General features: G+C 58.2%; 15 protein-coding genes and 1 pseudogene. 7 read left to right on the top strand and 9 right to left on the bottom strand.

The window, feature by feature from the left end:
• Nucleotides 1-69 precede the first annotated feature (69 nt).
• Together ACYZT1_RS02885 and msrA are read left to right on the top strand one after the other, a co-directional pair.
• Entirely contained in the window at nucleotides 70-2,763 is a 2,694-nt protein-coding gene (locus ACYZT1_RS02885) for a putative bifunctional diguanylate cyclase/phosphodiesterase (protein WP_462017584.1), read from the top strand.
• A gap of 95 nt (nucleotides 2,764-2,858) precedes the next feature.
• Nucleotides 2,859-3,506, top strand: coding sequence for a peptide-methionine (S)-S-oxide reductase MsrA (msrA, locus tag ACYZT1_RS02880; protein WP_462017583.1), 648 nt, complete (start codon nucleotides 2,859-2,861; stop codon nucleotides 3,504-3,506).
• Between the two features lie 92 nt (nucleotides 3,507-3,598).
• Here the strand turns inward: msrA and ACYZT1_RS02875 are convergent, their stop codons facing one another.
• A complete protein-coding gene (locus ACYZT1_RS02875; protein WP_462017582.1) occupies nucleotides 3,599-4,435 on the bottom strand; it encodes a 23S rRNA (adenine(2030)-N(6))-methyltransferase RlmJ in 837 nt (278 codons plus the stop codon).
• Nucleotides 4,436-4,863: 428 nt separating this feature from the next.
• Here ACYZT1_RS02875 and ACYZT1_RS02870 point away from each other — a divergent pair, with 428 nt between their 5' ends.
• The gene (locus tag ACYZT1_RS02870) at nucleotides 4,864-5,181 is read left to right on the top strand and encodes a hypothetical protein (protein WP_462017581.1); all 318 of its coding nucleotides are present in this window, start codon (nucleotides 4,864-4,866) and stop codon (nucleotides 5,179-5,181) included.
• A 306-nt stretch (nucleotides 5,182-5,487) separates the two neighbouring features.
• On the opposite strand, the gene ACYZT1_RS02865 is transcribed toward ACYZT1_RS02870, so the two are convergent.
• From ACYZT1_RS02865 to putP, 5 genes are all read right to left on the bottom strand, one after another.
• Nucleotides 5,488-5,883 carry an Imm50 family immunity protein gene (locus tag ACYZT1_RS02865; RefSeq protein ID WP_462017580.1) on the bottom strand — a complete coding sequence of 132 codons (396 nt, stop codon included), beginning with the start codon at nucleotides 5,881-5,883 and terminating at the stop codon, nucleotides 5,488-5,490.
• Between the two features lie 2 nt (nucleotides 5,884-5,885).
• Complete coding sequence (locus tag ACYZT1_RS02860) at nucleotides 5,886-10,541, bottom strand: RHS repeat-associated core domain-containing protein (protein WP_462017579.1); 4,656 nt, start codon at nucleotides 10,539-10,541, stop codon at nucleotides 5,886-5,888.
• Nucleotides 10,541-11,278 (bottom strand): DUF4123 domain-containing protein, encoded by a 738-nt coding sequence (locus tag ACYZT1_RS02855; RefSeq protein WP_462017578.1) that lies wholly within the window; start codon nucleotides 11,276-11,278, stop codon nucleotides 10,541-10,543. The genes ACYZT1_RS02860 and ACYZT1_RS02855 overlap by 1 nt, the downstream gene beginning before the upstream one ends.
• Nucleotides 11,268-13,184 (bottom strand): type VI secretion system Vgr family protein, encoded by a 1,917-nt coding sequence (locus ACYZT1_RS02850; RefSeq protein ID WP_462017577.1) that lies wholly within the window; start codon nucleotides 13,182-13,184, stop codon nucleotides 11,268-11,270. Before ACYZT1_RS02850 ends, ACYZT1_RS02855 begins: the two co-directional genes overlap by 11 nt.
• A gap of 265 nt (nucleotides 13,185-13,449) precedes the next feature.
• A complete protein-coding gene (putP, locus tag ACYZT1_RS02845; protein WP_462017576.1) occupies nucleotides 13,450-14,934 on the bottom strand; it encodes a sodium/proline symporter PutP in 1,485 nt (494 codons plus the stop codon).
• Between the two features lie 460 nt (nucleotides 14,935-15,394).
• Between putP and putA the strand changes: the two genes are divergently transcribed.
• Together putA and ACYZT1_RS02835 are read left to right on the top strand one after the other, a co-directional pair.
• Nucleotides 15,395-19,345, top strand: coding sequence for a trifunctional transcriptional regulator/proline dehydrogenase/L-glutamate gamma-semialdehyde dehydrogenase (gene putA, locus ACYZT1_RS02840; RefSeq protein WP_462017575.1), 3,951 nt, complete (start codon nucleotides 15,395-15,397; stop codon nucleotides 19,343-19,345).
• Between the two features lie 164 nt (nucleotides 19,346-19,509).
• Nucleotides 19,510-21,312 carry an acyl-CoA dehydrogenase gene (locus ACYZT1_RS02835; RefSeq protein ID WP_462017574.1) on the top strand — a complete coding sequence of 601 codons (1,803 nt, stop codon included), beginning with the start codon at nucleotides 19,510-19,512 and terminating at the stop codon, nucleotides 21,310-21,312.
• A 108-nt stretch (nucleotides 21,313-21,420) separates the two neighbouring features.
• On the opposite strand, the pseudogene ACYZT1_RS02830 reads toward ACYZT1_RS02835, so the two are convergent.
• The 3 genes and pseudogenes from ACYZT1_RS02830 to ACYZT1_RS02820 all read right to left on the bottom strand — a co-directional run.
• Nucleotides 21,421-21,837: pseudogene (locus ACYZT1_RS02830) on the bottom strand (methyl-accepting chemotaxis protein); the annotation flags it as partial.
• 183 nt (nucleotides 21,838-22,020) lie between these two features.
• Nucleotides 22,021-22,323, bottom strand: coding sequence for a cell division protein ZapA (locus ACYZT1_RS02825; RefSeq protein ID WP_462017573.1), 303 nt, complete (start codon nucleotides 22,321-22,323; stop codon nucleotides 22,021-22,023).
• A complete protein-coding gene (locus ACYZT1_RS02820) occupies nucleotides 22,320-22,550 on the bottom strand; it encodes a hypothetical protein (RefSeq protein WP_462017572.1) in 231 nt (76 codons plus the stop codon). The genes ACYZT1_RS02825 and ACYZT1_RS02820 overlap by 4 nt, the downstream gene beginning before the upstream one ends.
• Nucleotides 22,551-22,949: 399 nt before the next feature.
• Between ACYZT1_RS02820 and ACYZT1_RS02815 the strand changes: the two genes are divergently transcribed.
• Nucleotides 22,950-24,575 carry a methyl-accepting chemotaxis protein gene (locus ACYZT1_RS02815; protein WP_462017571.1) on the top strand — a complete coding sequence of 542 codons (1,626 nt, stop codon included), beginning with the start codon at nucleotides 22,950-22,952 and terminating at the stop codon, nucleotides 24,573-24,575.
• 190 nt (nucleotides 24,576-24,765) lie between these two features.
• Entirely contained in the window at nucleotides 24,766-26,508 is a 1,743-nt protein-coding gene (locus tag ACYZT1_RS02810; protein ID WP_462017570.1) for a potassium/proton antiporter, read from the top strand.
• Nucleotides 26,509-26,516: the final 8 nt, after the last annotated feature.

The following is a 26,516-nucleotide window of genomic DNA, read 5'->3' as shown; positions in this document are numbered from 1 at the left end:
GCCGCAGACAACAGACAAGAGGGCGAGAGCCCGGCGCGATCAGCATAATCGAAGCGAGTTTCCCTCCCTATGAAAAGCCAACCTGATGCCACCAGCCGTATGGTGGCCGAGGTAGTGACGCAATTGCCCGTGCCCTCGCGGCTCGGCATGCTGCGTTTCGAACGGCTGAATGAACCTAGCTGGGCGCTGCTGTTCCTCGATCCCAACTGCGAGCGCCAGTTCGGTTTGCCGGCCGTCGAGCTATGCGCCCTGATCGGCTCGCCCTACGCCAGCCTGATGGAGCCGGAAGCACGTTATCAGCTGCACGACGCCGTCCAGCAGCAACTGACGGAAAGTTCGCATTACCTGATCCGCTACACCCTGCACACGGCCGCCGGGTCGTTGAGCCTGCTGGAAGTCGGCGAACGCTATCGCCAACACAATCGACACCTGTTGCGCGGCTACCTGATGGTCGTCGACGGAATGTTCGAGGGTGAGCCGCTGCCGGCCGCGCTCGATCTCGAAACCCAGAATTCACGACTGCAAATCGCCCTGGAACTCAATCAGCGAGCACAGCAGGAACAGCTCCTGCATCTGGACCGTGTGCGCGCGCAACAAGACCTGATTCTACTGCTGACTCGCCAGCGCTACAGCAACGGCAACTCCCTGCAGGAAGCCGCCAAACTGATCACCCGCAGTGCCTGCGACATTTACGAAATCGACTGCGCCAGCCTGTGGAATCTCGACGGCTCAATGCTGGTGCCGATCTCCGCTTATCACCGCGCGCCCGGCGACTACCTGATGCCCGAGCCAATCGACATCAGTGGCTTCCCGGATTATCTCGAAGCATTGCAGAGCAGCCGCGCGATCGACGCGCACAATGCCATGGACGATCCGCGCACCCGAGGGATGGCTGAAAGCCTGCGACCGCGCGATGTGAACGCCATGCTCGACGCCAGTATCCGCGTCGACGGGCAAGTGGTGGGCGTGCTGTGCCTGGAGCAAATCGGTGCCACCCGCGCCTGGCAATCCGACGAAATCGCCTTCGCGGGCGAGCTGGCCGACCAGTTTGCTCAGGTCATCAACAATCACAACCGTCGCACCGCCACCAGCGCCTTGCACTTGTTCCAGCGGGCCGTGGAGCAAAGCGCCAACGCTTTCCTGCTGGTCAATTGCGACGGCGTGGTCGAATACGTAAACCCGAGTTTCACGGCGATCACTCAGTACACCACCGAAGAGGTCCACGGCCAGCGGCTGTCGGAACTGCCGGCGCTGGAGAATCTCAGCGAGTTGCTGTTCGACGCGCCCTCCGCACTGGCCAAAAGCAACAGCTGGCAGGGCGAGTTCAAAAGCCGGCGGAAAAACCTCGAACCGTACTGGGGCCAGTTGTCGATTTCCAAAGTCTACGGTGACAACCGGGAGCTGACGCACTACATCGGCATCTACGAAGACATCACTCAGACCAAACTCGCCCAACAGCGCATCGAGCGCCTGGCCTACACCGACAACCTGACCAATCTCGGCAATCGCCCCTCATTCATTCGCAACCTCGATGAACGCTTCGCCCGCGACACCGACACGCCAATTTGCCTGGTGCTGGTGGACATCGACAACTTCAAGCGCATCAACGACAGCCTCGGCCATCAGACCGGCGACAAACTGCTGATCAGTCTCGCCCGCCGCTTGCGCAACAGCCTGAGCCCGAGCGGCAGCCTGGCACGTTTTGCCAGTAACGAATTCGCCGTATTGCTGGACAACACCGACCTCTTGGAAGGCCAGCAAATCGCCAACCTGTTACTGGCGACGCTCGACAAGCCGATGTTCGTCGACAACCAGCTGATCAGCGTGACCGGCTCCGTTGGCCTCGCCTGTGCGCCGCTGCACGGTCGCGACCCGCAAACCCTGATGCGCAACGCCGGCCTCGCGCTGCACAAGGCCAAGGCCAATGGCAAACATCAGGTTCAGGTGTTCACCGAAACCCTGAACGCAGAGGCCAGTTACAAACTCTTTGTCGAAAACAACCTGCGACGCGCCCTGACGCAAAACGAGCTGGACGTGTTTTATCAGCCCAAGCTCTGCCTGCGCAGCGGCCGCTTGCTGGGGATGGAAGCACTGCTGCGCTGGAACCATCCGGAAAAAGGCATGATCCGCCCGGACCAGTTCATCAGCGTCGCTGAAGAAACCGGGCTGATCATTCCGATCGGCAAGTGGATCGCCCGTCAGGCGTGCCGAATGAGCAAAGCACTGACCGCCGCCGGCCTGGGCGATCTGCAGGTCGCGATCAACCTGTCGCCGAAACAGTTTTCCGACCCGGATCTGGTCGCATCGATTGCCAACATTCTCAAGGAAGAAGCGTTGCCGGGCCGGCTGCTGGAGCTGGAGCTGACTGAAGGCCTGCTGCTGGAAGCCACCGAAGACACCCATTTGCAGCTCGACCAGCTCAAGCGCCTGGGCCTGACGCTGGCCATGGATGACTTTGGCACCGGTTACTCGTCGCTCAGCTACTTGAAAAAATTCCCGATCGACATCATCAAGATTGACCGAAGCTTCATCCACGAAATCCCGGACAACCAGGATGACATGGAGATCACCTCCGCCGTGATCGCCATGGCGCATAACCTCAAACTCAAGGTCGTGGCTGAAGGCATCGAGACTGCCGAGCAGTTGGCCTTCCTGCGCCGTCACCGTTGCGATGTCGGCCAAGGCTATCTATTCGACCGTCCGATTCCGGGCTCGGAGCTGGTTGAGAAGCTCAAACGCTACCCTCGCGGGCCGCTGGTCTGACATCGACATGCCCATGCGGTAGTGCGTAACCGGGCAGCTTTGGGCACACTGGCGGTCTGACTTCCAACCTTTCAACCTGACTGAGGGGACTGAACATGGTCTTGCGCTCGGAAATTCTGGTGAACAAAAACGTGCTACCAACTAAAGAACAGGCTCTGCCTGGCCGCGAAACCCCGATGAACCTGCCGGAACGACACTTCGTCCACGATGCTCCCCTGCTCGGCCCATTCGTAACGGACGTGGATTTCGCGATCTTCGGTCTGGGCTGTTTCTGGGGTGCAGAACGCAAGTTCTGGCAGCGCGAAGGCGTGGTCAGCACCGTGGTCGGATATGCCGGCGGCTTCACGCCAAACCCGACGTATGAAGAAGTCTGCTCAGGCCTGACCGGCCACAGCGAAGTCGTGCTCGTCGTTTACGAGCCGGCGAAAGTCAGTTACGAAGAGTTGCTGAAAATGTTTTGGGAATTACACAACCCGACCCAGGGCATGCGTCAGGGCAACGACATTGGTACTCAATACCGCTCGGTGATCTACGCCACCAATCCGACGCAACTGGAAGCGGCCAAACGCAGCGCGCAAGTGTTTCAGGCTGAGCTGACCAAGGCTGGGAAAGGCACCATCACCACGGAAATCGACGAAGCTCCAACGGTCTACTTCGCCGAGACGTATCACCAGCAGTATCTGGCGAAGAATCCGGAAGGGTATTGCGGGATTGGCGGCACGGGCGTGACGTGCCCGATTTAAAAATAGCTACAAGCGGCAGGCTTCAAGCTTCAAGCGAAATGCCCTGCGTACTTCGCTTTTACTTGTAGCTTGCCGCTTGCAACTTGCCGCTGCTACTCGGCAATCAGCCAATCCATCTGCCAGCCACCCTGAGTTTGCCCAAGCTTTTTCGACAACCACGGCAACAACTCACGCAACTCCTCTTCCAGCCCCCACGGCGGATTCGCAACGGCCAACCCCGAGCCATTCAGACTGTTCGGCGTGTCCAGCGGATGCACCAGCAACTCCACCCGCAACAACTTCGGCGCGCCGGTGCCGGCCAAATCCTGGTAGAACCGTCGCAACATGCGCTGGTCCTTGACCGGATACCAGATCGCCGCCACGGTTTGACGCATTCGTCCAACCGCTTCTTTAAGCGACGCAGCACAACGCTGCATCTCATCGAGCTGTTCGAACGGCGGATCGATCAACATCAACGCCCGCTTCTCCTGCACCGGCAACATCGCGCGCGGCACATGCCAGCCCTCACCCAGATGCACCTTCACACGTCGGTCGCCGGCCATGTTGTCCTTGAGCAACACCCCGTCTTGCGGGTGCTTCTCGTTGAGCATCACCCGGTCCTGCGGCCGCGTCAGACGCCGCGCCAACTCGGGTGATCCCGGGTAATAACGCAGCTGCCCATCGGGGTTCATGTCATGCAGAACCTTCATGTAATCAGCGGTCAACGCCGGCAGATCCGGCTGATCCCACAAACGCGCAATGCCCTCCAGATATTCGCCGGTACGACTCGCCTGATCGCCCTGCAGGTCATACAGACCAATGCCGGCGTGCGTGTCGAGATAAGCAAACGGCTGCTCCTTGCGCGACATCAAGGCGATGAGGCGGGTCAAGGTCAGGTGTTTGAACACATCGGCGTGATTGCCGGCATGGAAGGCGTGACGATAATTCATGATTGCTCCTGCGAAGGCCGAGGAGTTTACCTTGTAAGGCGGCGAACGTCAGGGGGTGAAGGCTGAGCGGCCGGATGCTGCCCACAAAACCGTGGCAAGGGTGCTTGCCAACCAAAACCCCGGACCATTCATGAAACCTCATGGCTACAAACACATGCCCCCGAAAAATATGTCTTGGAAACAAACAATAGACTCAACAAGGTCTGGCCCCGCGAAATACAAGCACGGTATTGATGTAGAGCAGCTGGAAAGAGATGCTTATAAAACCGGGTAACCGGTCACCAATGGCAAACCTTGGAGAGTCAAAGAATATGACACTGAATTGGTGCTGGTGAGGGAAAGCCAAGTCGTTGGGTGCGTTTGGAGTTAAGTGGGCGGACGATACACAACCACCCAATTTCCCAGAATGAGTTCAGGAAGCTTCAAAAATGATCGACTTAACGTTTATTACAGGACGCATTTCTCATGATGATCTCTCGACGCTGAGAAACGATGATTTGAGTAGTCAGGTGGGCAATCTCAAGGAAGATATGCTGCAAGTTGAGTATTCAGCCTTTTTGCTCCTGGATGTCGGATGGTATCCGTCGTTTGATCTAGATGGTTGTTTTCAACTTAGAGTTATAAAAAATTACGATTGGGATGAACCGCTTTATTTGTCAAAAGCTGATTCAGTTCCGCTACTCCTAACAGAGTTGGTCGCTGCACAAGACAAAATCGGGCGGGTCACTGCTGAAATCGAATGCTAGGGGCGGAGGGGGGAGTCTTGACCGTGAAGGCGGTCTTTATGACGAGGGGGCTGGCCCCCGCTGGGCTGCGAAGCAGTCCTGAATCTACTACCGCGAGTAAAGTAGAAGCCAACCGACATGGCCGACCCCATGCTTGGCAAGAAACCACATAACATTCACTGACAATCAAGGCTGATATATTTATCGTTGCACTCATCTCTTTTCTTCGGTAACCGTGAACAGCGGATACTCTCTCAACGACTGTCGCATTCCCACTCATTGATAATCGACCCCCTCACAATGAAGAGAGGATGCAAGAAAACAAAATTAAAATGGAACGCGCGTCAAATACACCGAAGGATCTCGAAGAGTCAAAAATGATGCAGTGAAATTTATCGACGAGGAAGCTGAAGTAGCCGAAACCACGGTCCGAGAATTTTTCTTGGCGATAGACAACCTAAAAATCTCATCTGTCGGCAGATTTTTAATCATCAAACCTTCAAATTCACTACAACTTATTCCAATGCGACAGGCATTATATTCATTCAACACCCATTTTTTGGGTGGCTTATCCGGGAGATCTCTAATATCAAACGCGAGCGTCACTACTGACTGATTATTATCAACAACTATTGAAAACAGCTTTATCTCATCAATCAGCACTCGACCGCTGAATACCATGCAAAAAAAAGCGCTGCCATCGAGCTCATTCCAATACTTCATACTTATCTCCTGAAAGGATAGTGATCGTTCGTATTTGGGACCTTTCCGTTTCTTTGGTTATCAAAAGGCCGAATGTTAAAATGTGACCCTTGATCACCTCTGCCGTTATCCCCATCAAATTTGTGACCAGCGGCATGATCTTGTAAGATCAACTTGAAACCGTCTTCTCTAGTGAACAAGTATTGCCTGGTTCTGATGGGCATTCCGGTGCTATCCAAAATATTCTTTCCGTTTATATCAGTCATGTTGGCATAGATAAATTGACTCGGCCTGCCACTGACATCATCTAGCTGTATATCCGGCTGCTGACTCCTTGGAATGCCAGCGTCAGTCTTGGCCCGGCGGAAGGCGCCTCGTCTAGAGATACTTGGTAATTCGGGCTCGCCCATTGGACAAGGCGTGAGACCCTGGGTATCCGGCGGGCAGTTCCCGCTCAACCCAAGCGGATCCACCCACCCCGTCGGATTCGGCGCATACCGATACTGATTCAGCCCACCCGCCAGCTTCACCGGATCCGGCGTCAGGTAGCGGCCGACATTCGGATAATAGTACCGATGCCGGTTGTAGTGCAGGCCGCTTTCTGTGTCGAAGTATTGGCCTTGAAACCGCAGCGGCTGGTCGAGCTGCTCGCCGCTACCGTGTACGAGATCAGTTACTTTGCCGTAGGCGTTGTACGTCGCTGACCAGACGATTTCGCCGCTGTAATCCGTCAGCTCCTGCGGCGTGCCGAGATGGTCGAGCTGGTAATAAAACGGGCACGCTTTCTTCGGGCCTTTGCCGTCGAGCATGGCCAGCGGACGGAAGCTGCCGGGCTCGTAAACGTAGCTGCGGTAGTGGCTTTTACTGCTTTCGGCGACGAGGTTGTCGCCTTGCCAGAAAAACTCTGTGGTCTGCCCGTCGTAGGTTTTGCTGATGCGGCGGCCGAACGCGTCGTAGCGGTAGCTTGCGCTGCGACCGTCCGGAGTTGTGACGCCGATCAGGCGGTGCTGGCTGTCGTAACGGTATTCGGTGACGAGCTTTTGCGCGGTGCCGCGGCGCTCGCGGATGAGGTTGCCGAAGGCGTCGTAGTCGTAATGGCGGTCGCCCTGCATCAGCAGGCGGTTGCCTTTGAAGGTGGTTGGGCCGGGGCGGTCCTGCATCAGCAGGTTGCCGGCCGGGTCGTGGGCGAAGCTTTCGGGTTTTTGATCGCGGGTGTGACGGACGCGGGTCAGGCGGTTGAGCGGGTCGTAGTAATAGCTGCGCTGGCCATGACGGCTGTCGGCGACAGTTGCCAGGTTGCCATTGACCGCATAGCTGTAGTGGCGCATGTACAGCGGGCGAGTCGGCTGGTTAACCGCGTGGGCCTGCAGCCGGCCCTGTTCGTCGTAGTGGTATTGGCTGGTGAGCACGCCCTGTTGCCGGGTTTGCTCACGACCGAAAACAAACTGATGGGTCGTGAGCCGCGCCCCGTTGAGATCGATGCCCGTCAGCGCGCCACCCTTGGCACGCTGATAATCCAGTTTGCTGCCATCCGGCAGACGCATCCGCTTGAGCTGGCCACAGGCGTCGTAACCGTAACGCAGCGTGCCCCAGCCCTGATGCTCGGTGATCAGCCGGTCCTGAAGGTCGTACTCGAATTCCAGCGGGTGATCGTGGCCGTCGTCGACGCCGATCAGTCGACCAAGCGTGTCATAGCGATAGGTGACCTTGACCCCGTCGGGCAAGGTTTTAACCAGCAAACGCCCGGCCGGGTCCCGCTCATACGCGGTAAGCAAAACCGAACCGTCGTCACCCAACTCGGTCTTTTCCAGCAACTGTCCGTTCAGGTCGTAGGCATAGGCCGTACGCCGCCCGTCGAAGCCTGTTTCCTGTCGGATCAATCCACCGGGCGTGTAGTCCAGCTGATATTTTGCCCCGGATTCGTTCTCGATCTCCGTCAGCAAGAGCTGCGCGTTGTCGTAGCGATACTTGAGCTGCGTGCCGTCGGGATTGATTCGCCGGCTGACCAGGTGCAAGTCGTCGGCATATTCATAACGGGTGATGCGCCCCAGTTCGTCGCGCTCGGCGGTGATCTGGCCGTAGGCGTTGTAGCTGTAAGCGCGCGTCGCCCCTGTAGGCAAAGTCGTCTGCAGCAGTCGGCCAATGGCGTCCCAGTGGTACCGGGTGACGGCACCGTGTTCGTCCTGCCGGGTAGTCTGGCGTCCCAGTACATCGTAGGAAAACCGCCGCACACCGCCATCCGGCAGCGTTTCTTCGACCAATTGGCCCAGAGCGTTCCACACCAGCAGATGCCCGCTGGTGTCGGGGTAACGAATTGTTTGCAGTTGCCCTTTGTCGTCGTAGAAATAGCGGGTGACCTGACCGTCCGGGTCAGTCGCTTCAGTGACATCGCCCTGGGCGTTACGCTGATAGGTCCACACCGCTTTGCCGCGATAGCGTGCGTGCAGGAAACCGTTGCGGTATTCGTAGGACGTCGGCTCCTCGTCCGGTGGAATCAGCGCCACCAAGCGTCCGACGTTGTCGTAGCGGTATTCGGTGATGGCGCCGAGCGCATCCTGTTCGGCGATCAGCTGCCCCTGATCGTCATACGCCTTGAGTTGCTCACCGCCATCCAGCCCGACCCGGCGCACCAGCCGCGCCCGATCATCGTGCTGATAAACCTCCTCGCTGCCGTCACCATTGAAAACAGTGACACTGCCGGCGTCATCCCAGACATAACGCGCCTCCATCTGCGCGAACGACGCCCAATGCCGAATACATCGCGCCGCCTTGCCGGACTTTTCCCACTCCCAAAAGAAACTCGCCCCACCGGCCAGTTGCCGCTGCAGGATGACGTGCTGGTCGTCGTAGTCGTAACGCTCGCTCTCACCGGCCGCGTTGGTCGCTTCGATCAGCCGATGACAGGCGTCGTAGCGGTAGGACACCAGCGTCTGCTCGGTCTGCCAGGCTTCCTCCAGACTGGGCGCTGACACGAACACCTGGTAATCAACTGCGATCAAATGGCTGCGGTCATAACGCAGCAGCAAGGCCCGGCCAGCACCGTTATCCAGCTGTTGAATACGGTCCTGGCGATCGCGCGTAATACGCAAGCGGTTACCGTACGCATCGCTGATCGCCGTCAATCGGCCATCGTGAAAGTGATAAAACCGCGTCAGTTCGCCGGCCTGCGCGAGGATCAGTTCTTCGCCCGACCCCCCCAGATAAATCGCCGCGCGCGACAAACTGTTATGAATCGCCGGACGTTCAGCGCTGGGCAACGGAAACGTCGTACGCCGGTTTTCATGGTCGACCCAGACCACCGAGTCGCCGACGATCTCCAGGCGATGCGACAGCGAATGGCTCCAGCCAAACCCCAACCCGCCATCGATCTCCACGGCGCTGGTGCGGTAGAGTCGGGTGAAGTCGAACGGCAACACGCCGTCCAGAGTCCCATCAACCAGCGTCAGCAATTCCTCGCCGGTGACCATCGATACCGGGCACTTGTTGGTCGCGGTTTTATCTGCAGATTCGGTACTGTCGCCGTTAGGGTTTTTCGCCTGATCCGGCGCGTTGTCGAAGTGTTCATCCTGCTTGATCGTGGTGTTGCGCTTCGCCTTCCAGCGCAGTTGCATGCGTCCCTTTTTAATCCCCGCCGCAACGCCCCGCGCGGCAACCGTCTTGTAACGATCTACATACGTCATGAAGTTATTGATGATCGTGAAGATCGCCTTAACGAAACCCACAACAGCGTCGAGAATTCGCCCGCCATAGTGGGCAAGTCGCCGGCCCAAGTAAGCGATGCCAATGCCCGCGCCGGCGAAAGTCAGAACAATCCCGATCAGAATGTCGATCAGCAACTGCACTACAACCATTGAAAGCGCTTCCGCCGTTTTGCCGGCAATATCGCTGGGCGGCAGCATGTCCAGCCAAAGACTGGCAGTGCGCAGCAACAGGCATAACGCCGCTTCATCGCTGGCCAGCAACTGAACCTTTGCCATCGTTGCCGGAAATTGTTCCGCCAGTTCGGCCAGCTGATTGGCACCCTCGCCCAGCCGCTCGGCATACTTGCGAGGGTCTTGGAGAATGTCCGAGAGCAAACTGATGCTGTCCCAGACACCGGTAATCGCCGCCCAACTTCCCGCAAGCATTCCATTGCCCACCGCGGCAGAAGTCGACTGCGACCAGCGCGGCTTGAATGCATCCCACTCGGTGCGCAACCAGCCGCTCAACTCCAGGGTCAAGCCGTCGTAGGATTTAAAAAGCTCATCAACCTGCTCTGGCGTTACTTCGCTCTGAACATGAACCCGGTAGAACTTGCCGGGTAATCCTCTGAACTCTCCCTTGCCGTGTTCATTCAGCGTAACGACCTTCTTCTCGCTGCCATCCTTGGCAATGACATCGACCTGGATATTGCCCAGCGGAATGTCATGAACCGACTCAAACTTGCTCTCGATCTGCAGAATCCCGTTGTCAGGACACTGCGCAACCGTGGAGAAAAAGTTGTCATCACTGCTGCCGACCGACGTGGTCGTATCGCCCAGCTTTATAACTCGCTCCATGGCCATCAACGAGGGGATGTCCATAAAGCGGCTGAACTTGTCGGCGCTCTGGCTTACAGCACCTTCCAGTTGCTGGCGATACAAACTCAACGTGTCTTTAAAACCGTCGAGTTCCTGCTCAATCCGAACGATCTGAGCCATCAGTCCAGTTCCGCGATCAGATATTCCACCAACGCGGCTTTCGGTACTGGCGGTAGTTCGGGTGTTTCAAGAAAGAGCGCAATCTTGTGCGTCAAAACAACGGGCGAAAACGCTTCGCAAAGATCAGGCCGGTCTTCGCTCAGCCACTGGATCAAGTTACTGACCAGCGTTTTGTTGGAGTGCCGGGCAAGTTGCTCAAGCAAAATCGCTGGAACTTCCCACCATGGAAAAACCCGAGCAGTGCTCAGCGCAGCGCCGCCCACCTTCAGCGACTGACCGTTGATCAAGCAACGCCCAATCACCGGCAGTAGTTGAGCAGCATCGACGTCGCAATCCTGAAGAATCGGCAACAGATAACGCCCGTCCCAGAAGCGGAAAAACACTGCGTTGCCGTTCGGCAGCAAGACTTGCGTCAAGCTGCGGAGATGCTCGACCACTGCTTCCAGTGGAGCAGAGGAAACCGCCAGCCAACCCCAGTCCTGTGATTGAGTCGTAGCAACCCACTGCAGAAACTCACTACCAGCGGGAACGATTCCTACATAAGGCATCACCGCTTCCCACTCGGCATACGCGGTAGCGGTCCAGATCGGACGAGGCGCCTGCCGGGGATGTGCACGCTGCCAGGCTTTGAACACTTGTGCAGCACTGGCGCTACCAAACACCGCGAATATCTGTTCGGAGGGCTTTACGGGCTGTTGCTCCAGCCAGGCATGAGGAGACAGGCGATCAGGCTGCACAGACGCCTCCTTTACAGCGCTCGCATTCTTCGCAGAACGGTGCATCGCTCTTGAGGCTGAGGATCTGAGCCGCACTCAGCGCAGACAGTTGCCTGGCAGTATCGGGAACACCCATGGCCGGCATGAGCGCCCCGCCGAGTTGTATCGGCACACTACTGAAGATCCCCGCCGGACCGATATTGATCCAGTGCCCGCCCGCCTGAATCGAAGCATTAACGCCAGCGTCGATCACAATCTGCTCTGCGGCAGACACCTGATACTGCCCGCTGGCCTTTACCTGCTGGCTGCTGACGCTGATGTGCCGATCGCCCTGAACGCGCAAGCTATCGCCGCCACCGATGTCGACGCGGCGCTGGTTTCCTACTTCGATGAACGAATCCTGCAGCACATGCTGCGTCCAGTTTCGCTGCGCGCGCAGGCAGATTTCCTCGGCGCCTTTACGGTCCTCGATGCGCAATTCGTTGTAACCACCGCCTCCGGGACTACTCTGGCTGCGGAAAATGCTGCGAGTCTTGTCGGCCGGCAGGTCGAGGGGCACCGGCGTAGCGGCGTTAGGCAGGCACCCCACAATCAGTGGCTTGTCAGCATCGGCGTTTACAAAACCTACCAGTACTTCCATGCCAACCCGCGGAATCATCACACTGCCGTAACGGTCATGCGCCCAACCGGTGGCCACCCGCAGCCAGCAACTGGAATGCTCGTTGAATTGCCCGTCGCGGTCCCATCGCAGCTGAACCTTGACCCGCCCATATTCATCGCAATGGATTTCGCTGTTTGTCGGGCCAGTGACCGTCGCAGACTGGTAACCCGCCACGTGGGGTTTCTCGATCAGCGGCGCGCGAAACGAAACGTCCCACGGCGTTGCCAGAAAAGTATTGCGATAGCCTTGGAGTTCCCCCTCGCAGCCGCTCCCGAGAGTTTCTTCCAGCACTTGGGGCTGACGGCCCTGATGCTCGATCTCGGTGATCAGCCACAGGTCATTCCATTCCTGCCGGGGGTGATTACCCAACTCCAGAAAATGTCCGCTGATCAATGTCGCCTGATCGCTGTCGCCCTGCGCCTGGCGGGCGTCAGCGTTATGGCGTTGCAAAGCGCGCACGGCCAACTGCTTGCCGCGTTCGCGCTCGGTGAACTGACCGGGAAATTGATAATGTTCCAGTGCGGGCAACTGCTGATTATCAGTCGTACCGTCGAGTTGCAGACGAGGTTTATGAAAATCGTAATCACGCAGGACGACCGCAGTTGGGCGGGTCTCCAGCTGTACGTTGAAACGTTTGATTGCAGGCGCCTCGGCAACCATGCCGCCACCGGGCAGGTATGGGACGGGTTCTGGCAACCGGGGGAAAACCGTCTGATCATCGCCAAACACCAGCACGTGGCCATCAGGACTGTGCTGAAAATGGTAGTGAATACCGAGCTCGGCACACAGACGCTGGATAAACGTCAGATCGCTCTCGGCGTACTGCACGCAATACTCGCGCTCGGGATAATCGCTGCCGAGTTGAAACTCGAAAGCATCGCGCTGGATGCCGTGGTCTTTAAGGATGTGCTCGATGATCACCGGCACACTTTTATGCTGGAAAATCCGTTGGTTGATTCGCTGACCCAGATAGGTCAGATGCGGGACCAGGCTGACGTGATAGTGCGTCAGACGCTTCCCGCAGTCGCCTTGACCTACGCGATAAATCTGACCGTGAACTCCAGAGTTCTGTGGACCGAAACTTAGAAATGCCTGACGGTGCAGCAGGCTTTCGAGCTCGATGTCGGGCCGTTCGCAGACGAGTTTCAGGTCAAAACGGAAGGGTTGGCTGATGGCTTCCTTTCCCGTGAACTCAAGCACCTTGAGCTCATTCTGGTCGCCGTCGATGGTCAACGTGAAACGCGCCTGGTTGGCAGAAGTGGACATCCGATGTGTCTCTGCAGAATGAAGACCGGCGATTCTGCATGAGCGACAAGGGCTACCGAGGGCGGGACAGGGAAATCAGATTTATCCTGCTTCTTTAGAGATTCTTCCTTCAAAGATAAGGGTGTTCAGCTACAGACACCTCCTTCAATTGCACCACCAGGTGCGCTGCAACCCATCCAGCAAAGCAAAAAAAAACGGCCCGCCTCCAGAGGGAAGCAGGCCGTTTTCATGTTCGGCAATCGCTCAGAGCATCAGCTCATCGCAATCATTTGTTCAGGCGGAAATCAGCCTCTGCAGCTTCAAAACGCTGAAGCATGCCTTGAGTCGGTGCGCCCATTTTGCTGACAAAGTAGATCGCCAGACTGGCGAAGATGAAGCCCGGGATAATTTCGTACAGACCGAGCAGCTCGAAGTGTTTCCACACGATCACGGTGATCGCGCCGACCAGGATGCCAGCCAGTGCGCCGTTGCGGGTCATGTCTTTCCAGATCACGGAGATCAGCACGACCGGACCAAACGCAGCACCGAAACCAGCCCAGGCATAGCTGACCAGACCGAGTACGCGGTTTTCCGGGTTAGCAGCCATCGCGATAGCGATCAAGGCAACCAACAGCACCATCAAGCGGCCGACCCAGACCAGCTCAACCTGGGAAGCGGATTTGCGCAGGAAAGTTTTGTAGAAGTCTTCGGTCAGGGCGCTGGAGCACACCAGCAACTGGCAGCTCAAGGTGCTCATGACAGCAGCCAGAATCGCCGATAGCAGGACACCGGCAACCCATGGGTTGAACAGGAGTTTGGCCAGTTCAATGAACACACGCTCAGGGTTTTCGGTCACAGGACCTGCCACTTCCGGGTGCGCCGAGAAGTAGGCAATACCGAAGAATCCTACAGCGACGGTGCCGCCCAGGCACAGGATCATCCAGGCCATGGAAATGCGACGCGCCTTGGCAATCGACTTGACCGAATCTGCCGCCATGAAACGCGCAAGGATGTGCGGCTGGCCGAAGTAGCCAAGGCCCCAGCCCATCAGCGAAATCACGCCGACGAAGGTGGTGTTTTTCAGCATGTCGAAGTTGCTTGGATCTTGCGCTTCGATGGCCAGGAACGTGGTATCGACGCCGCCGGTGGCCAGCAGCACGATGATCGGCGTCAGCAACAACGCGAAAATCATCAGCGTGGCTTGTACGGTGTCGGTCCAGCTCACGGCCAGGAATCCGCCGACAAAGGTGTAGGCAATCGTCGCCGCAGCACCGGCCCACAGCGCTGTCTCGTAGGACATGCCGAAGGTGCTTTCGAACAAACGGGCGCCTGCAACGATGCCGGATGCGCAATAGATGGTGAAGAACACCAGGATTACGACCGCAGAGATAATCCGCAGCAGACCGCTTTTATCTTCGAAACGGCTGGAGAAGTAATCCGGCAGGGTCAGTGCATCGCCGTTGTGTTCGGTCTGCACGCGCAGACGGCCGGCGACGAACAGCCAGTTCAGGTAGGCACCAACGATCAGGCCGATGGCGATCCAGCTTTCCGACAGACCGGACATGTAAATGGCGCCCGGCAGGCCCATCAACAACCAGCCGCTCATGTCGGAGGCGCCGGCGGACAATGCAGTCACGACGCTGCCCAGGCTGCGACCGCCCAGAATATAGTCAGAAAGGTTGTTGGTGGAGCGATAGGCCATGAAGCCGATCAGCACCATTGCTGCGATGTAGATCACGAAGGTGATCAAGGTTGGATTGCTAACGCTCATTGAGTTACGCCCTGGCTTTGTTTTTATGTAGCGGCGGTTTTTGTAAACCGCTCGCAAACGACGACGTTTGACAGACGATTGTAGACCCACGCATTTATGACTGATGTTTCCCCAGGAAAGCCATCAGCCGGTGCACCAGACTTCAAGGTCGGTTGCACCTTCGCCGCGAATGCTATTCAACAAAGCAAATAAGGTGCAACCAGTTTCTCCAGAATAAGTTGCACCTCATCGCAAATATCGGACAAACGCGCTTTTTTGCTCCCTTTTAGCGCAGTCCCGGGGTTGGCTATAAGCAAAAGCACCAAGCAGGCGCAGTACTTTCGTTGCGAAATTTATTTCCTGACGAGCTGCGCATAATTCCGACAAAAAAGGGTTGCACCCGGTTGCACCTCGAAGTGCGCACGGCTAATCTTGCCGCCAGCTGATGCCACGCAGTCGTGGCAACCATGAGGATAAAAATATGGCTACCACCACCCTTGGGGTCAAACTTGACGACCCGACCCGCGAGCGCCTGAAGGCGGCCGCGACCTCGATTGATCGCACGCCGCACTGGCTGATCAAACAGGCGATTTTCAATTACCTGGAAAAACTCGAGGGTGGTGCAACCCTGACCGAGCTCAATGGTTTGGCCAAAGATGCCGACGACCTGGTGGATGCGCCACTGGATCACGCGCATCAGTGCTTCCTTGAATTCGCCGAAAGCATCCTGCCGCAATCAGTGCTGCGCGCCTCGATTACTGCCGCTTACCGCCGCCCCGAGCCGGAAGTCGTGCCGATGCTGATCGAGCAGGCGCGCCTGCCGGCTGCCATGGCAGAAGCCACCAACAAGCTCGCCGCGTCGATTGCCGAAAAACTGCGCAATCAGAAAAGCGCTGGCGGCCGTGCCGGCATTGTTCAGGGCCTGTTGCAGGAATTTTCCCTGTCGTCCCAGGAAGGCGTGGCGCTGATGTGCCTGGCGGAGGCGCTGCTGCGTATTCCGGACAAAGGCACCCGTGATGCCCTGATCCGCGACAAGATCAGCACCGGAAACTGGCATCCGCACCTGGGCAACAGCCCGTCGCTGTTCGTCAACGCCGCTACCTGGGGCTTGCTGCTGACCGGCAAACTGGTCGCCACCCATAACGAAGCCGGCCTGACTTCGTCACTGAGCCGCATCATCGGCAAGAGCGGCGAGCCGATGATCCGCAAGGGCGTCGACATGGCCATGCGCCTGATGGGCGAGCAGTTCGTTACCGGCGAAACCATCGCCGAAGCCCTGGCCAATGCCAGCAAGTTTGAAAGCAAGGGTTTCCGCTATTCCTACGACATGCTGGGTGAAGCGGCACTCACCGAGCACGACGCGCAGAAATACCTCGCCTCGTACGAGCAAGCCATCCACTCGATCGGTAAAGCGTCCCACGGCCGTGGGATTTATGAAGGACCGGGCATTTCCATCAAGCTGTCGGCACTGCACCCGCGCTACAGCCGCGCGCAGTACGAACGTGTGATGCAAGAGTTGTATCCGCGTCTGCTGTCGCTGACCTTGCTGGCCAAGCAATACGACATCGGTCTGAATATCGACGCCGAAGAAGCCGATCGTCTCGAACTGTCGCTGGATCTGCTTGAGCGCCTGTGTTTCGAGCCGCAACTGAGCGGCTGGAACGGCATCGGTTTCGTCATCCAGGCTTATCAAAAGCGTTGCCCGTATGTGATCGACTACGTGATTGACCTGGCTCGTCGCAGCCGTCATCGCCTGATGATCCGTCTGGTGAAGGGCGCGTACTGGGACAGCGAAATCAAGCGCGCCCAGGTTGAAGGCCTGGAAGGCTATCCGGTCTACACCCGCAAGGTGTACACCGACGTTTCCTACATCGCCTGCGCGCGCAAACTGCTGTCGGTGCCGGAAGTCATCTACCCGCAATTCGCTACGCATAACGCTCACACCCTGTCGGCCATTTACCACATCGCCGGTCAGAACTATTACCCGGGTCAGTACGAGTTCCAGTGCCTGCACGGCATGGGCGAACCGCTGTACGAACAGGTCGTAGGCAAAGTCTCCGAAGGCAAGCTGAATCGTCCGTGCCGCGTGTACGCGCCGGTCGGCACTCACGAAACCCTGTTGGCGTACCTGGTGCGTCGCCTGCTGGAAAACGGCGCGAACACCTCGTTCGTCAACCGCATCGCCGACCAATCCATTTCCATTCAGGAATTGGTGGCCGATCCAGTGGCCAGCATCGAGCAGATGGCGACGCTGGAAGGCGGCTTCGGCTTACCACACCCGCGTATCCCGCTGCCGCGTGATCTTTATGGCGTCGAGCGCGCCAACTCCAGCGGCATCGACATGGCCAACGAACATCGTCTGGCCTCGCTGTCGTGTGCACTGCTGGCGACGGCTCATAACGACTGGAAAGCCGCGCCGATGCTTGGCTGCGATTCCAGCACCGAAACCCCTTCTGCCGTGCTGAACCCTTCCGACCTGCGCGACGTGGTCGGTCATGTTCAGGAAGCGACAGTCGAAGATGTCGACAATGCGATTCAGTGCGCCCTGAATGCTGCGCCGATCTGGCAGGCGACACCGCCGGCTGAACGTGCCGCGATCCTCGAACGTGCCGCCGATTTGATGGAAGGCGAAATTCAGCCGCTGATGGGTTTGTTGGCTCGCGAAGCCGGCAAGACCTTCGCCAACGCCATCGCCGAAGTGCGCGAAGCCGTGGATTTCCTGCGCTATTACGCGGTGCAGGCACGCCACGATTTCACCAACGACGCCCACCGTCCATTGGGTCCGGTGGTGTGCATCAGCCCGTGGAACTTCCCGCTGGCAATCTTCAGCGGCCAGGTCGCTGCAGCATTGGCCGCCGGTAACCCGGTACTGGCCAAACCCGCGGAACAAACCCCGCTGGTGGCTGCACAAGCCGTGCGTCTGCTGCTCGAAGCCGGGATTCCGCAAGGCGTGCTGCAACTGTTGCCGGGCCGTGGCGAAACCGTTGGCGCCCGTCTGGTCGGCGACGATCGGGTCAAAGGCGTGATGTTCACCGGTTCCACCGAAGTCGCTCGCTTGCTGCAACGCAATGTCGCCGGTCGTCTGGATGCGCAGGGTCGTCCGATCCCGCTGATCGCCGAAACCGGTGGCCAGAACGCAATGATCGTCGACTCCTCGGCACTCACCGAACAAGTCGTGATCGACGTCGTTTCGTCGGCTTTCGACAGCGCCGGCCAACGTTGCTCGGCACTGCGCGTCTTGTGCTTGCAGGAAGATTCCGCGGACCGTGTCATCGAAATGCTCAAAGGTGCCATGGCTGAATCCCGGCTCGGCAACCCTGAGCGGCTGTCCGTGGACATCGGCCCGGTGATCGACGCCGAAGCCAAGGCCGGCATCGAAAAACACATCCAGGCCATGCGTGACAAAGGTCGTAACGTGTATCAGGTGGCGATCGCCGATTCCGACGAAGTCAAACGCGGCACCTTCGTGATGCCAACGCTGATCGAGCTGGAAAGCTTTGATGAGTTGCAGCGCGAAATCTTCGGGCCGGTGCTTCACGTGGTTCGCTACAAGCGCAAAGACATCGACCAGTTGATCGGTCAGATCAATGCGTCGGGTTACGGTTTGACCCTGGGTGTGCACACTCGCATCGACGAGACCATCGCCAAGGTGATCGACAACGTCAATGCCGGTAACGTCTATGTGAACCGCAACATCGTCGGTGCTGTGGTTGGCGTGCAACCGTTCGGCGGCGAAGGTTTGTCGGGTACCGGTCCAAAAGCCGGTGGTCCGTTGTATCTCTACCGTCTGTTGTCGACGCGTCCTGCCGATGCAATCGAACAATCCTTCGCTCGCGGTGATGCTATCGCGGCACCGGACGTTCGTCTGCGCGATGCCATGAGCAAACCGCTGACCGCATTGAAAGCCTGGGCTGACAGCCACAAGTTCGCCGACCTGAGCGCTCTGTGCGTGCAGTTCGCGGCGCAATCGCAAAGCGGGATCACGCGCCAGTTGGCAGGCCCGACCGGCGAGCGCAACAGTTACGCCATCCTGCCCCGCGAACACGTGCTGTGCCTGGCAGACGTCGAAGGCGACCTGCTGACTCAGCTGGCGGCGGTCCTGGCCGTGGGCGGTTCGGCCGTGTGGCCGGAGACTGAGCTGACCAAAGCCGTGTTCGCCCGTTTGCCGAAGGACGTTCAGGCGAAGATCAAGCGGGTTGCCGACTGGGGCAAGGACGAAGTGGTGTTCGATGCCGTTCTGCATCACGGTCATTCCGACCAGTTGCGTGCAACGTGCCAGCAAGTGGCCAAGCGTGCCGGCGCTATCGTCGGCGTTCACGGGTTGTCCCAGGGCGAAACCAACATTGCGCTGGAGCGTCTGGTCATCGAGCGGGCGTTGAGCGTTAACACGGCTGCTGCTGGAGGCAATGCCAGTCTGATGACGATAGGTTAAGCAACAGCTGCAAGTTATAAGCTGCAAGCTGCAAGTAGAAGCAACTGCTCTTACTTGCAGCTTGCAGCTTGTAGCTTTTGCCGCCCCATCACCCCAATCTATCTTCCTTCCCCATTTTTATAAGTCTCCCTAGACTGCGGCATACTTTTTAAAGGTAGTCCGCCATGTCCGAGACGTTGCTCAGTTCCCGCAATCTGGCTTTCGAGCTGTACGAAGTCCTCGACGCCGAGGGCCTGACTCAGCGTGAGCGTTTCGCCGAGCACAATCGCGAGACATTCGATGCAGCGATCGGCACCGCGCGCAGCATCGCCGAAAAATTCTTCGCCCCGCACAATCGCAAGAACGACGAAAACGAGCCGCGTTATGAAGACGGTCAGGCGATTCTGATTCCCGAAGTGAAACCGGCGGTGGATGCCTTCCTCGAAGCCGGCTTCCTCAACGCCGCGCGCAGTTTCGACGCAGGCGGCATGCAACTTCCTACGCTGTTGTCGCAGGCTTGCTTTGCGCATTTTCAGTCGGCCAACGCGGCCTCGACGTCGTACCCGTTCCTGACCATGGGCGCGGCCAACCTGATCGAAAGCTTCGGTACCGATGAGCAGAAGCAACGCTTCCTGCAACCGATGATCGACGGCCGCTTCTTCGGCACCATGGCGCTGACCGAACCGCACGCGGGTTCATCGTTGTCGGATATTCGTACACGCGCCGAGCCTGCGTCCGACGGTACGTATCGACTCAAGGGCAACAAGATCTTCATCTCCGGCGGCGATCACCCGTTGTCAGAGAACATCGTGCACATGGTTCTGGCCAAACTGCCGGATGCGCCTGCCGGGGTGAAGGGGATTTCGCTGTTCATCGTGCCGAAATTCCTGGTGAACGATGACGGTAGCCTCGGCGAGCGTAACGATGTGTTGCTGGCCGGGCTTTTCCACAAGATGGGCTGGCGCGGCACGACCTCTACCGCGCTGAACTTCGGCGATCACGGCGAATGCATTGGTTATCTGGTGGGCAAGCCGCACCAGGGCCTGAGCTACATGTTCCAGATGATGAATGAGGCGCGGATTGGCGTCGGCATGGGCGCGGTAATGCTCGGCTATGCCGGTTATCTGTATTCGCTGGAATACGCCCGCGAACGCCCCCAAGGTCGCGTGCCGGACAGCAAAGACCCGAACACCGCACCGGTGGCGATCATCCAGCACGCCGACGTCAAGCGCATGCTGCTGACCCAGAAAGCGTATGTCGAAGGCTCGTTCGACCTTGGGCTGTACGCAGCTCGGCTGTTCGACGACACAACGACCCTTGAGACTGAAACCCTGCGCAAACAGGCTCACGAACTGCTGGATCTGCTCACGCCGATCGTCAAATCCTGGCCGTCGGAGTTTTGTCTGAAGGCTAACGAGCTGGCTATCCAGATTCTTGGCGGCCACGGCTACACCCGCGAATACCCGGTGGAACAGTACTACCGTGACAACCGCCTGAACCCGATCCACGAAGGCACCCATGGGATTCAGTCACTGGACTTGCTGGGTCGTAAACTGGCGCAGAACGGTGGTGCGGGGCTCAAACAATTGATCCGCTTGATAGCCGATACCGCGCAACGCGCGCAAGCGTTTGAATCGCTGACACCGCTGCGTGAGCCGCTGGAGCAACTGGTGGCCCGTTTGCAAACCGTCACCATTGGTTTACTCACCGACCTGGGGCAAGGCAAGGTCAACAGCAGCCTGGCGAACTCGGCGCTGTACCTGAAAGTGTTTGGGCACGCGGTGATTGGCTGGCGCTGGCTGGAGCAGGCGATTCGCGCCGAGGAAGGGTTGGCCAAAGGCAATGCCGCGGACGCGAGTTTCTATAAAGGCAAGCTGCAGGCGGCGCGCTATTTCCTGACGTGGGAAGTACCGGGTTGTCATCACGAGCTGGCGATTCTCGAGGCCCGGGATGATGTGTGTCCGGGGATGCAGGATGAGTGGTTTTGATCTGACATAGTTCGAGTATTGGGCACAAAAAGATCGCCGCCTCGTTTCACTCGACAGCTCCTACAGAGGGTTGAGTGATACGAGGCTGCGATTTTTGAGCTTGATCTTTTAGCTCAACTTGAACCCACCCATCTGTCGCGCCAGGTCATCGGCCAGGCGCTGCAACATCTGACAATCTTCCCGACAGGCTCTCACCTCTCCCGCCGTGGCGTGCGCCAGATCGGAAATCCCCTGCACGTTGCGGTTGATTTCTTCGGTCACCGCCGATTGCTCTTCCGTGGCAGTCGCCACTTGATGGTTCATGTCGCTGATCCGCTCGACCTGCCCGGTAATCGCCGTTAACGAAGCGCCGGTGCGCTGGCTCGACTCAACACCGGTGCCAGTCGCCGCCTGCCCGGTGTGCATCGACGAGACCGCATTCTCCGCGCCTTGCTTGAGGCTGCCGATCATCTGCTGGATTTCGTCAGTGGACGACTGCGTGCGCCGCGCCAGTGTGCGCACTTCATCGGCGACCATATAAATGCCAACCACAATCAGGATTGCTGACCAGCAGGGCGGAGCCCATACTCAGGATCAACTGCCATTGAATACTGCGTCGCCAGAACTGCATGCTGCACCCCCAAAGAACAAGAGGCTGAAACCCTGCAACAGCCGTGCCGATTGTATACAAACAATCGGCGACTTTATTCTCTGATTGTGCGCAATCGATCAGGCCTGATTGATCGTCCTGGAAATCACTTCAACCGTGGCGCTGACTTGCTCTTGATAACGGTCGAGTTCGCGTTTGTGCTGCTTTTTCATTTCGATCTGCTGAGAACACAGATTCATGGCGGCAAGTACCAGCAAGCGGTCGCCGATCAGCGTCGGGTATTTTTTCTTGGTATCGGCCAAAGCGGCTTTCAACATCAGGGCAGCGTCCAGCAGGGTCTGCTCTTCCCCGGCCGGCGCCTTGATCGAATAGTCCTCTCCCATAATGGAGACGACTTTTACCTCTGCGGCGCCGGCAGTCATGCGTTGACCGGACCGGCGCTGACGCGCTCAACCAGCGCCTGAATGCGCGCGGCGGTAGCACCGTGTTTTTCTTCCTGCTCCATCAGGCTCAGTTGCAGGGTTTCGTTTTCATCCTTGGCCTGAGCCAACTCGGCGCTCAGGGTTTGATTGGTGCCGAGCAAGGTCTGGTTCTGCTGCACCAGGTCGCTGACCAACTGTTCCAACTGGCTTAGGGATGCTTCCAACATTTTGATTTTCCAGGCATTTTCAAAGGGCGCGTACGATAAAGAAAAGTCACCGCGGATGCCAGGGTAATCGGGCGCAAAGCCTTGATTTTGCTGGCGGGCGACGGATTCCGCGAACTTTACAGACTGTGATTGACCCATCTGGTTCCTGCACTTCGTCGCCCGATCAAAAGCGGCGCACTTGTAGGCGCGAAGCTTTCTCGCGAAGGACGTTAACGATAACGCGCTCTGTCAGGATCGACTCCTTGCCTGAACGTTTTCCGCGAGCCAGCTTCGCCCCTACAGATAAAGGGCTCGTGCGACAAAAGCGCACAGGACCTCAAGACTTTATTCGCATGACCGATAAGTCACCCATACGTAAGTCTCCAGCGTCGCACGGATGCGCCCTTCTCGGTGAACACCATGTCCCTTCGTAATATCAACATCGCCCCCCGGGCGTTCCTCGGCTTTGCCTTGATTGGCGGCCTGATGCTGGTCCTGGGCGTGTTTGCGCTGAATCAGATGAGCAAGATCCGCGGCGCAGGCCAGGACATCGCCTTGACGAGCGTGCCGAGCATCAAAAGCCTGGATGAATTCACTCAGCTGACGTTGCGCCTGCGGGTGCTGTCGTACCGCTTGCTGGTGAACCGCGAGCCGGATGTTCAACAGAAAACCTTCGAACTGTTCGATTTGCGCAATCAGCAGATTCGCGATGCTCAACGGGTTTACGAGCCACTCATCAGTGATCCGCAGGAACGCGCCGCGTATGATCAATACGTGCAGTTGCTGGCGCAGTATCGCCAACTGGAAGAGCGGATGAAGGCGCTCTCGCGCAACAATCAGGTGGATGAACTGCGCAGCATGCTCAACAGCGAACTGCTTTCGAATTCGGAAGCGGTGAACGCGGCCCTCGCCAAATTGCTTGAGATCAACACCCGACAAATCGAAGCCACCGACGCCCGTGCCGGCGAGCAGTATTCGACATCGCTCAATCTGGTGATCACTTTGCTGGTCATCGCCAGCGCCCTGACCTTGCTGTTTGCCTGGCTGCTGACCAACAGCATCACCAAGCCAATCGCCAAGGCGTTGAGCGCGGCCGAAGACATTGCCGAAGGCAATCTGACCCGCCCGATCACCGTGGATGGCAAAGATGAAGCCGGACGCCTGTTGCTGGCCATGTCGAAGATGCAGGAAAAACTGCGCGACACGCTGCAGCGCATTTCCGGATCGGCTACTCAACTGGCCTCCGCTGCGGAAGAACTCAACAGCGTCACCGACGAAAGCGCGCGCGGCCTGACCCAGCAGAATAATGAAATCGAACAGGCTGCTACCGCGGTCAACGAGATGACCAGCGCAGTGGAAGAAGTGGCGCGCAACGCGGTGAGCACTTCCGAGGCGTCGAAAAACGCCACGACCTCTGCCGGCGATGGCCGTGATCTGGTTCAGGAAACCGTTACCGCCATCGAACGCATGAGCGCTGACGTGCAAAGCACTGCCAGCCTGATTGGCGACCTGGCCAACGAGTCCCGTGACATCGGTAAAGTGCTGGATGTGATTCGCGGTCTGGCGGATCAGACCAATCTGCTCGCTTTGAATGCTGCGATCGAGGCCGCACGCGCCGGTGAAGCGGGTCGCGGTTTTGCAGTGGTTGCCGATGAAGTGCGCGCGCTGGCGCATCGCACCCAGCAGTCGACCAGTGAAATCGAACGCATGATCGGTAGCATTCAGAGCGGCACCGAACACGCAGTGGATTCGATGCGCAACAGCACCGAACGCGCCGAGTCGACGCTGAACATTGCGCGCGGCGCGGGGATGTCGCTGGACACGATCAACAGCGCCATCGTCGAGATCAACGAGCGCAACCTGGTCATCGCCAGCGCCGCCGAAGAGCAGGCGCAGGTGGCTCGGGAAGTGGATCGCAACCTGGTCAACATTCGTGATCTTTCAGTGCAGTCGGCCACCGGCGCCAATCAGACCAGTGCTGCGAGCAACGAGCTGTCGCGCCTGGCGCTGGATTTGAACAATATGGTGGGACGATTCAGCCTCTAAACGAGAATTGCGTCACGGCCAAAAGATCGCAGCCTGCGGCAGCTACAGGGTGTAGGTGAACCCGTTGGCTGAGATCTTTTAATCTGCAAAAGCTTTTTGACAGCATCACATTTCAACAGGTTAGAATCGCTGGCACGCAGACTGCATGGTCAGTCTGTGCCCGCCCCTTTCGGTTTCTGGAGTAACGCCATTGAATGCGACGACCATCAACAGCCTGTTCTTGATCGGCGCGTTGCTGGTGGGTGCGAGCATTCTGGTGAGCTCCCTGTCATCGCGCCTCGGCATCCCGATTCTGGTGATCATCCTGGCCGTAGGCATGGCCGCCGGCGTCGATGGCGGCGGGATTATTTTCAATAATTACCCTACTGCCTATCTGGTCGGCAACCTCGCCCTGGCGATCATTCTGCTCGACGGTGGCATGCGCACCCGGGTCTCAAGTTTTCGCGTGGCGTTATGGCCGGCGTTGTCGCTGGCCACGGTCGGGGTTTTGATCACCACCGGGTTGACCGGCATGGCCGCCGCCTGGCTGTTCGACCTGAACATGATGCAAGGCCTGTTGATCGGCGCCATTGTCGGCTCCACCGATGCGGCGGCAGTGTTCTCGCTGCTGGGCGGCAAGGGCTTGAACGAGCGGGTTTCCGCCACCCTCGAAATCGAATCCGGCAGTAACGATCCAATGGCGGTGTTCCTTACCGTCACCCTGATCGACATGCTCGCCAGCGGCGAAACCGGTCTGCACTGGAATCTGCTGGTGCATCTGGTACGAGAGTTCGGCATCGGCGGCGTGATCGGTTTGGGCGGCGGCTGGGTCATGCTACAACTGGTCAACCGGATCAACCTGGCCACCGGTCTGTACCCAATCCTGTTGATCGCCGGCGGTCTGGTGGTATTTGCTCTGACCAACGCCTTGCACGGCAGTGGCTTCCTCGCCGTCTACCTGTGCGGTCTGGTCATCGGTAATCGTCCGGTGCGCAGCCGCCACGGCATGCTGCACATGCTTGACGGGATGGCCTGGCTGGCGCAAATCGGCATGTTCCTGGTGCTGGGTCTGCTGGTCACCCCACATGATTTGCTGCCGATAGCCTTGCCGGCCCTCGGCCTGGCGCTGTGGATGATTCTGTTTGCCCGCCCGCTGTCGGTGATCGTCGGCCTGCTGCCATTCAAAGCGTTTCACGGACGCGAAAAGGTGTTCATTGCCTGGGTCGGTCTGCGCGGTGCGGTCCCGATCATTCTGGCGGTGTTCCCGCTGATGGCCGGGCTGCCCAACGCGCAGCTGTATTTCAACCTGGCATTTTTTATCGTGCTGGTCTCGCTGCTGGTTCAGGGCACCAGCTTGCCGTGGGTAGCGAAACTGCTGAAAGTGACCGTTCCGCCAGATCCCGCGCCGATTTCCCGAGCCGCGCTGGAAGTACACGTTACCAGCGAGTGGGAACTGTTCGTTTATCGCCTCGGCGCCGAGAAATGGTGCATCGGCTCACCGCTGCGCGAACTGAAAATGCCGGAAGGCACGCGCATCGCGGCCCTGTTTCGTGGCCAACAATTGCTCCATCCGTCGGGTAGTACGGTGCTCGAAGTTGATGATTTACTGTGTGTTATCGGCCATGAACACAACCTTCCGGCCCTCGGAAAACTGTTCAGCCAGGCCCCGCAACGGGGTCTGGATTTACGCTTTTTCGGCGACTTCGTACTCGAAGGAGACGCCCAGCTGGCCGCGGTTGCTGCTCTGTACGGGTTGAAGGTCGAAGGCATCGATCCGGACATGTCACTGGCACGCTTCATTGCCCAGAAAGTGGGCGGTGCGCCAGTAGTCGGTGACCAGGTGGAATGGAACAACACCATCTGGACGGTCGCGGTCATGGACGGGAACAAGATCGGCAAAGTGGGCGTCAGATTCCCCGAAGGAAGTCGCCCAGGCCCGGGCTTGTTCCTCTAAACTCCACT

This window comes from Pseudomonas sp. PB3P13 (assembly GCF_054897735.1).
The sequence above is the reverse complement of the archived record's forward strand: the minus strand, read 5'-3'. Positions and strand labels throughout refer to the sequence as shown.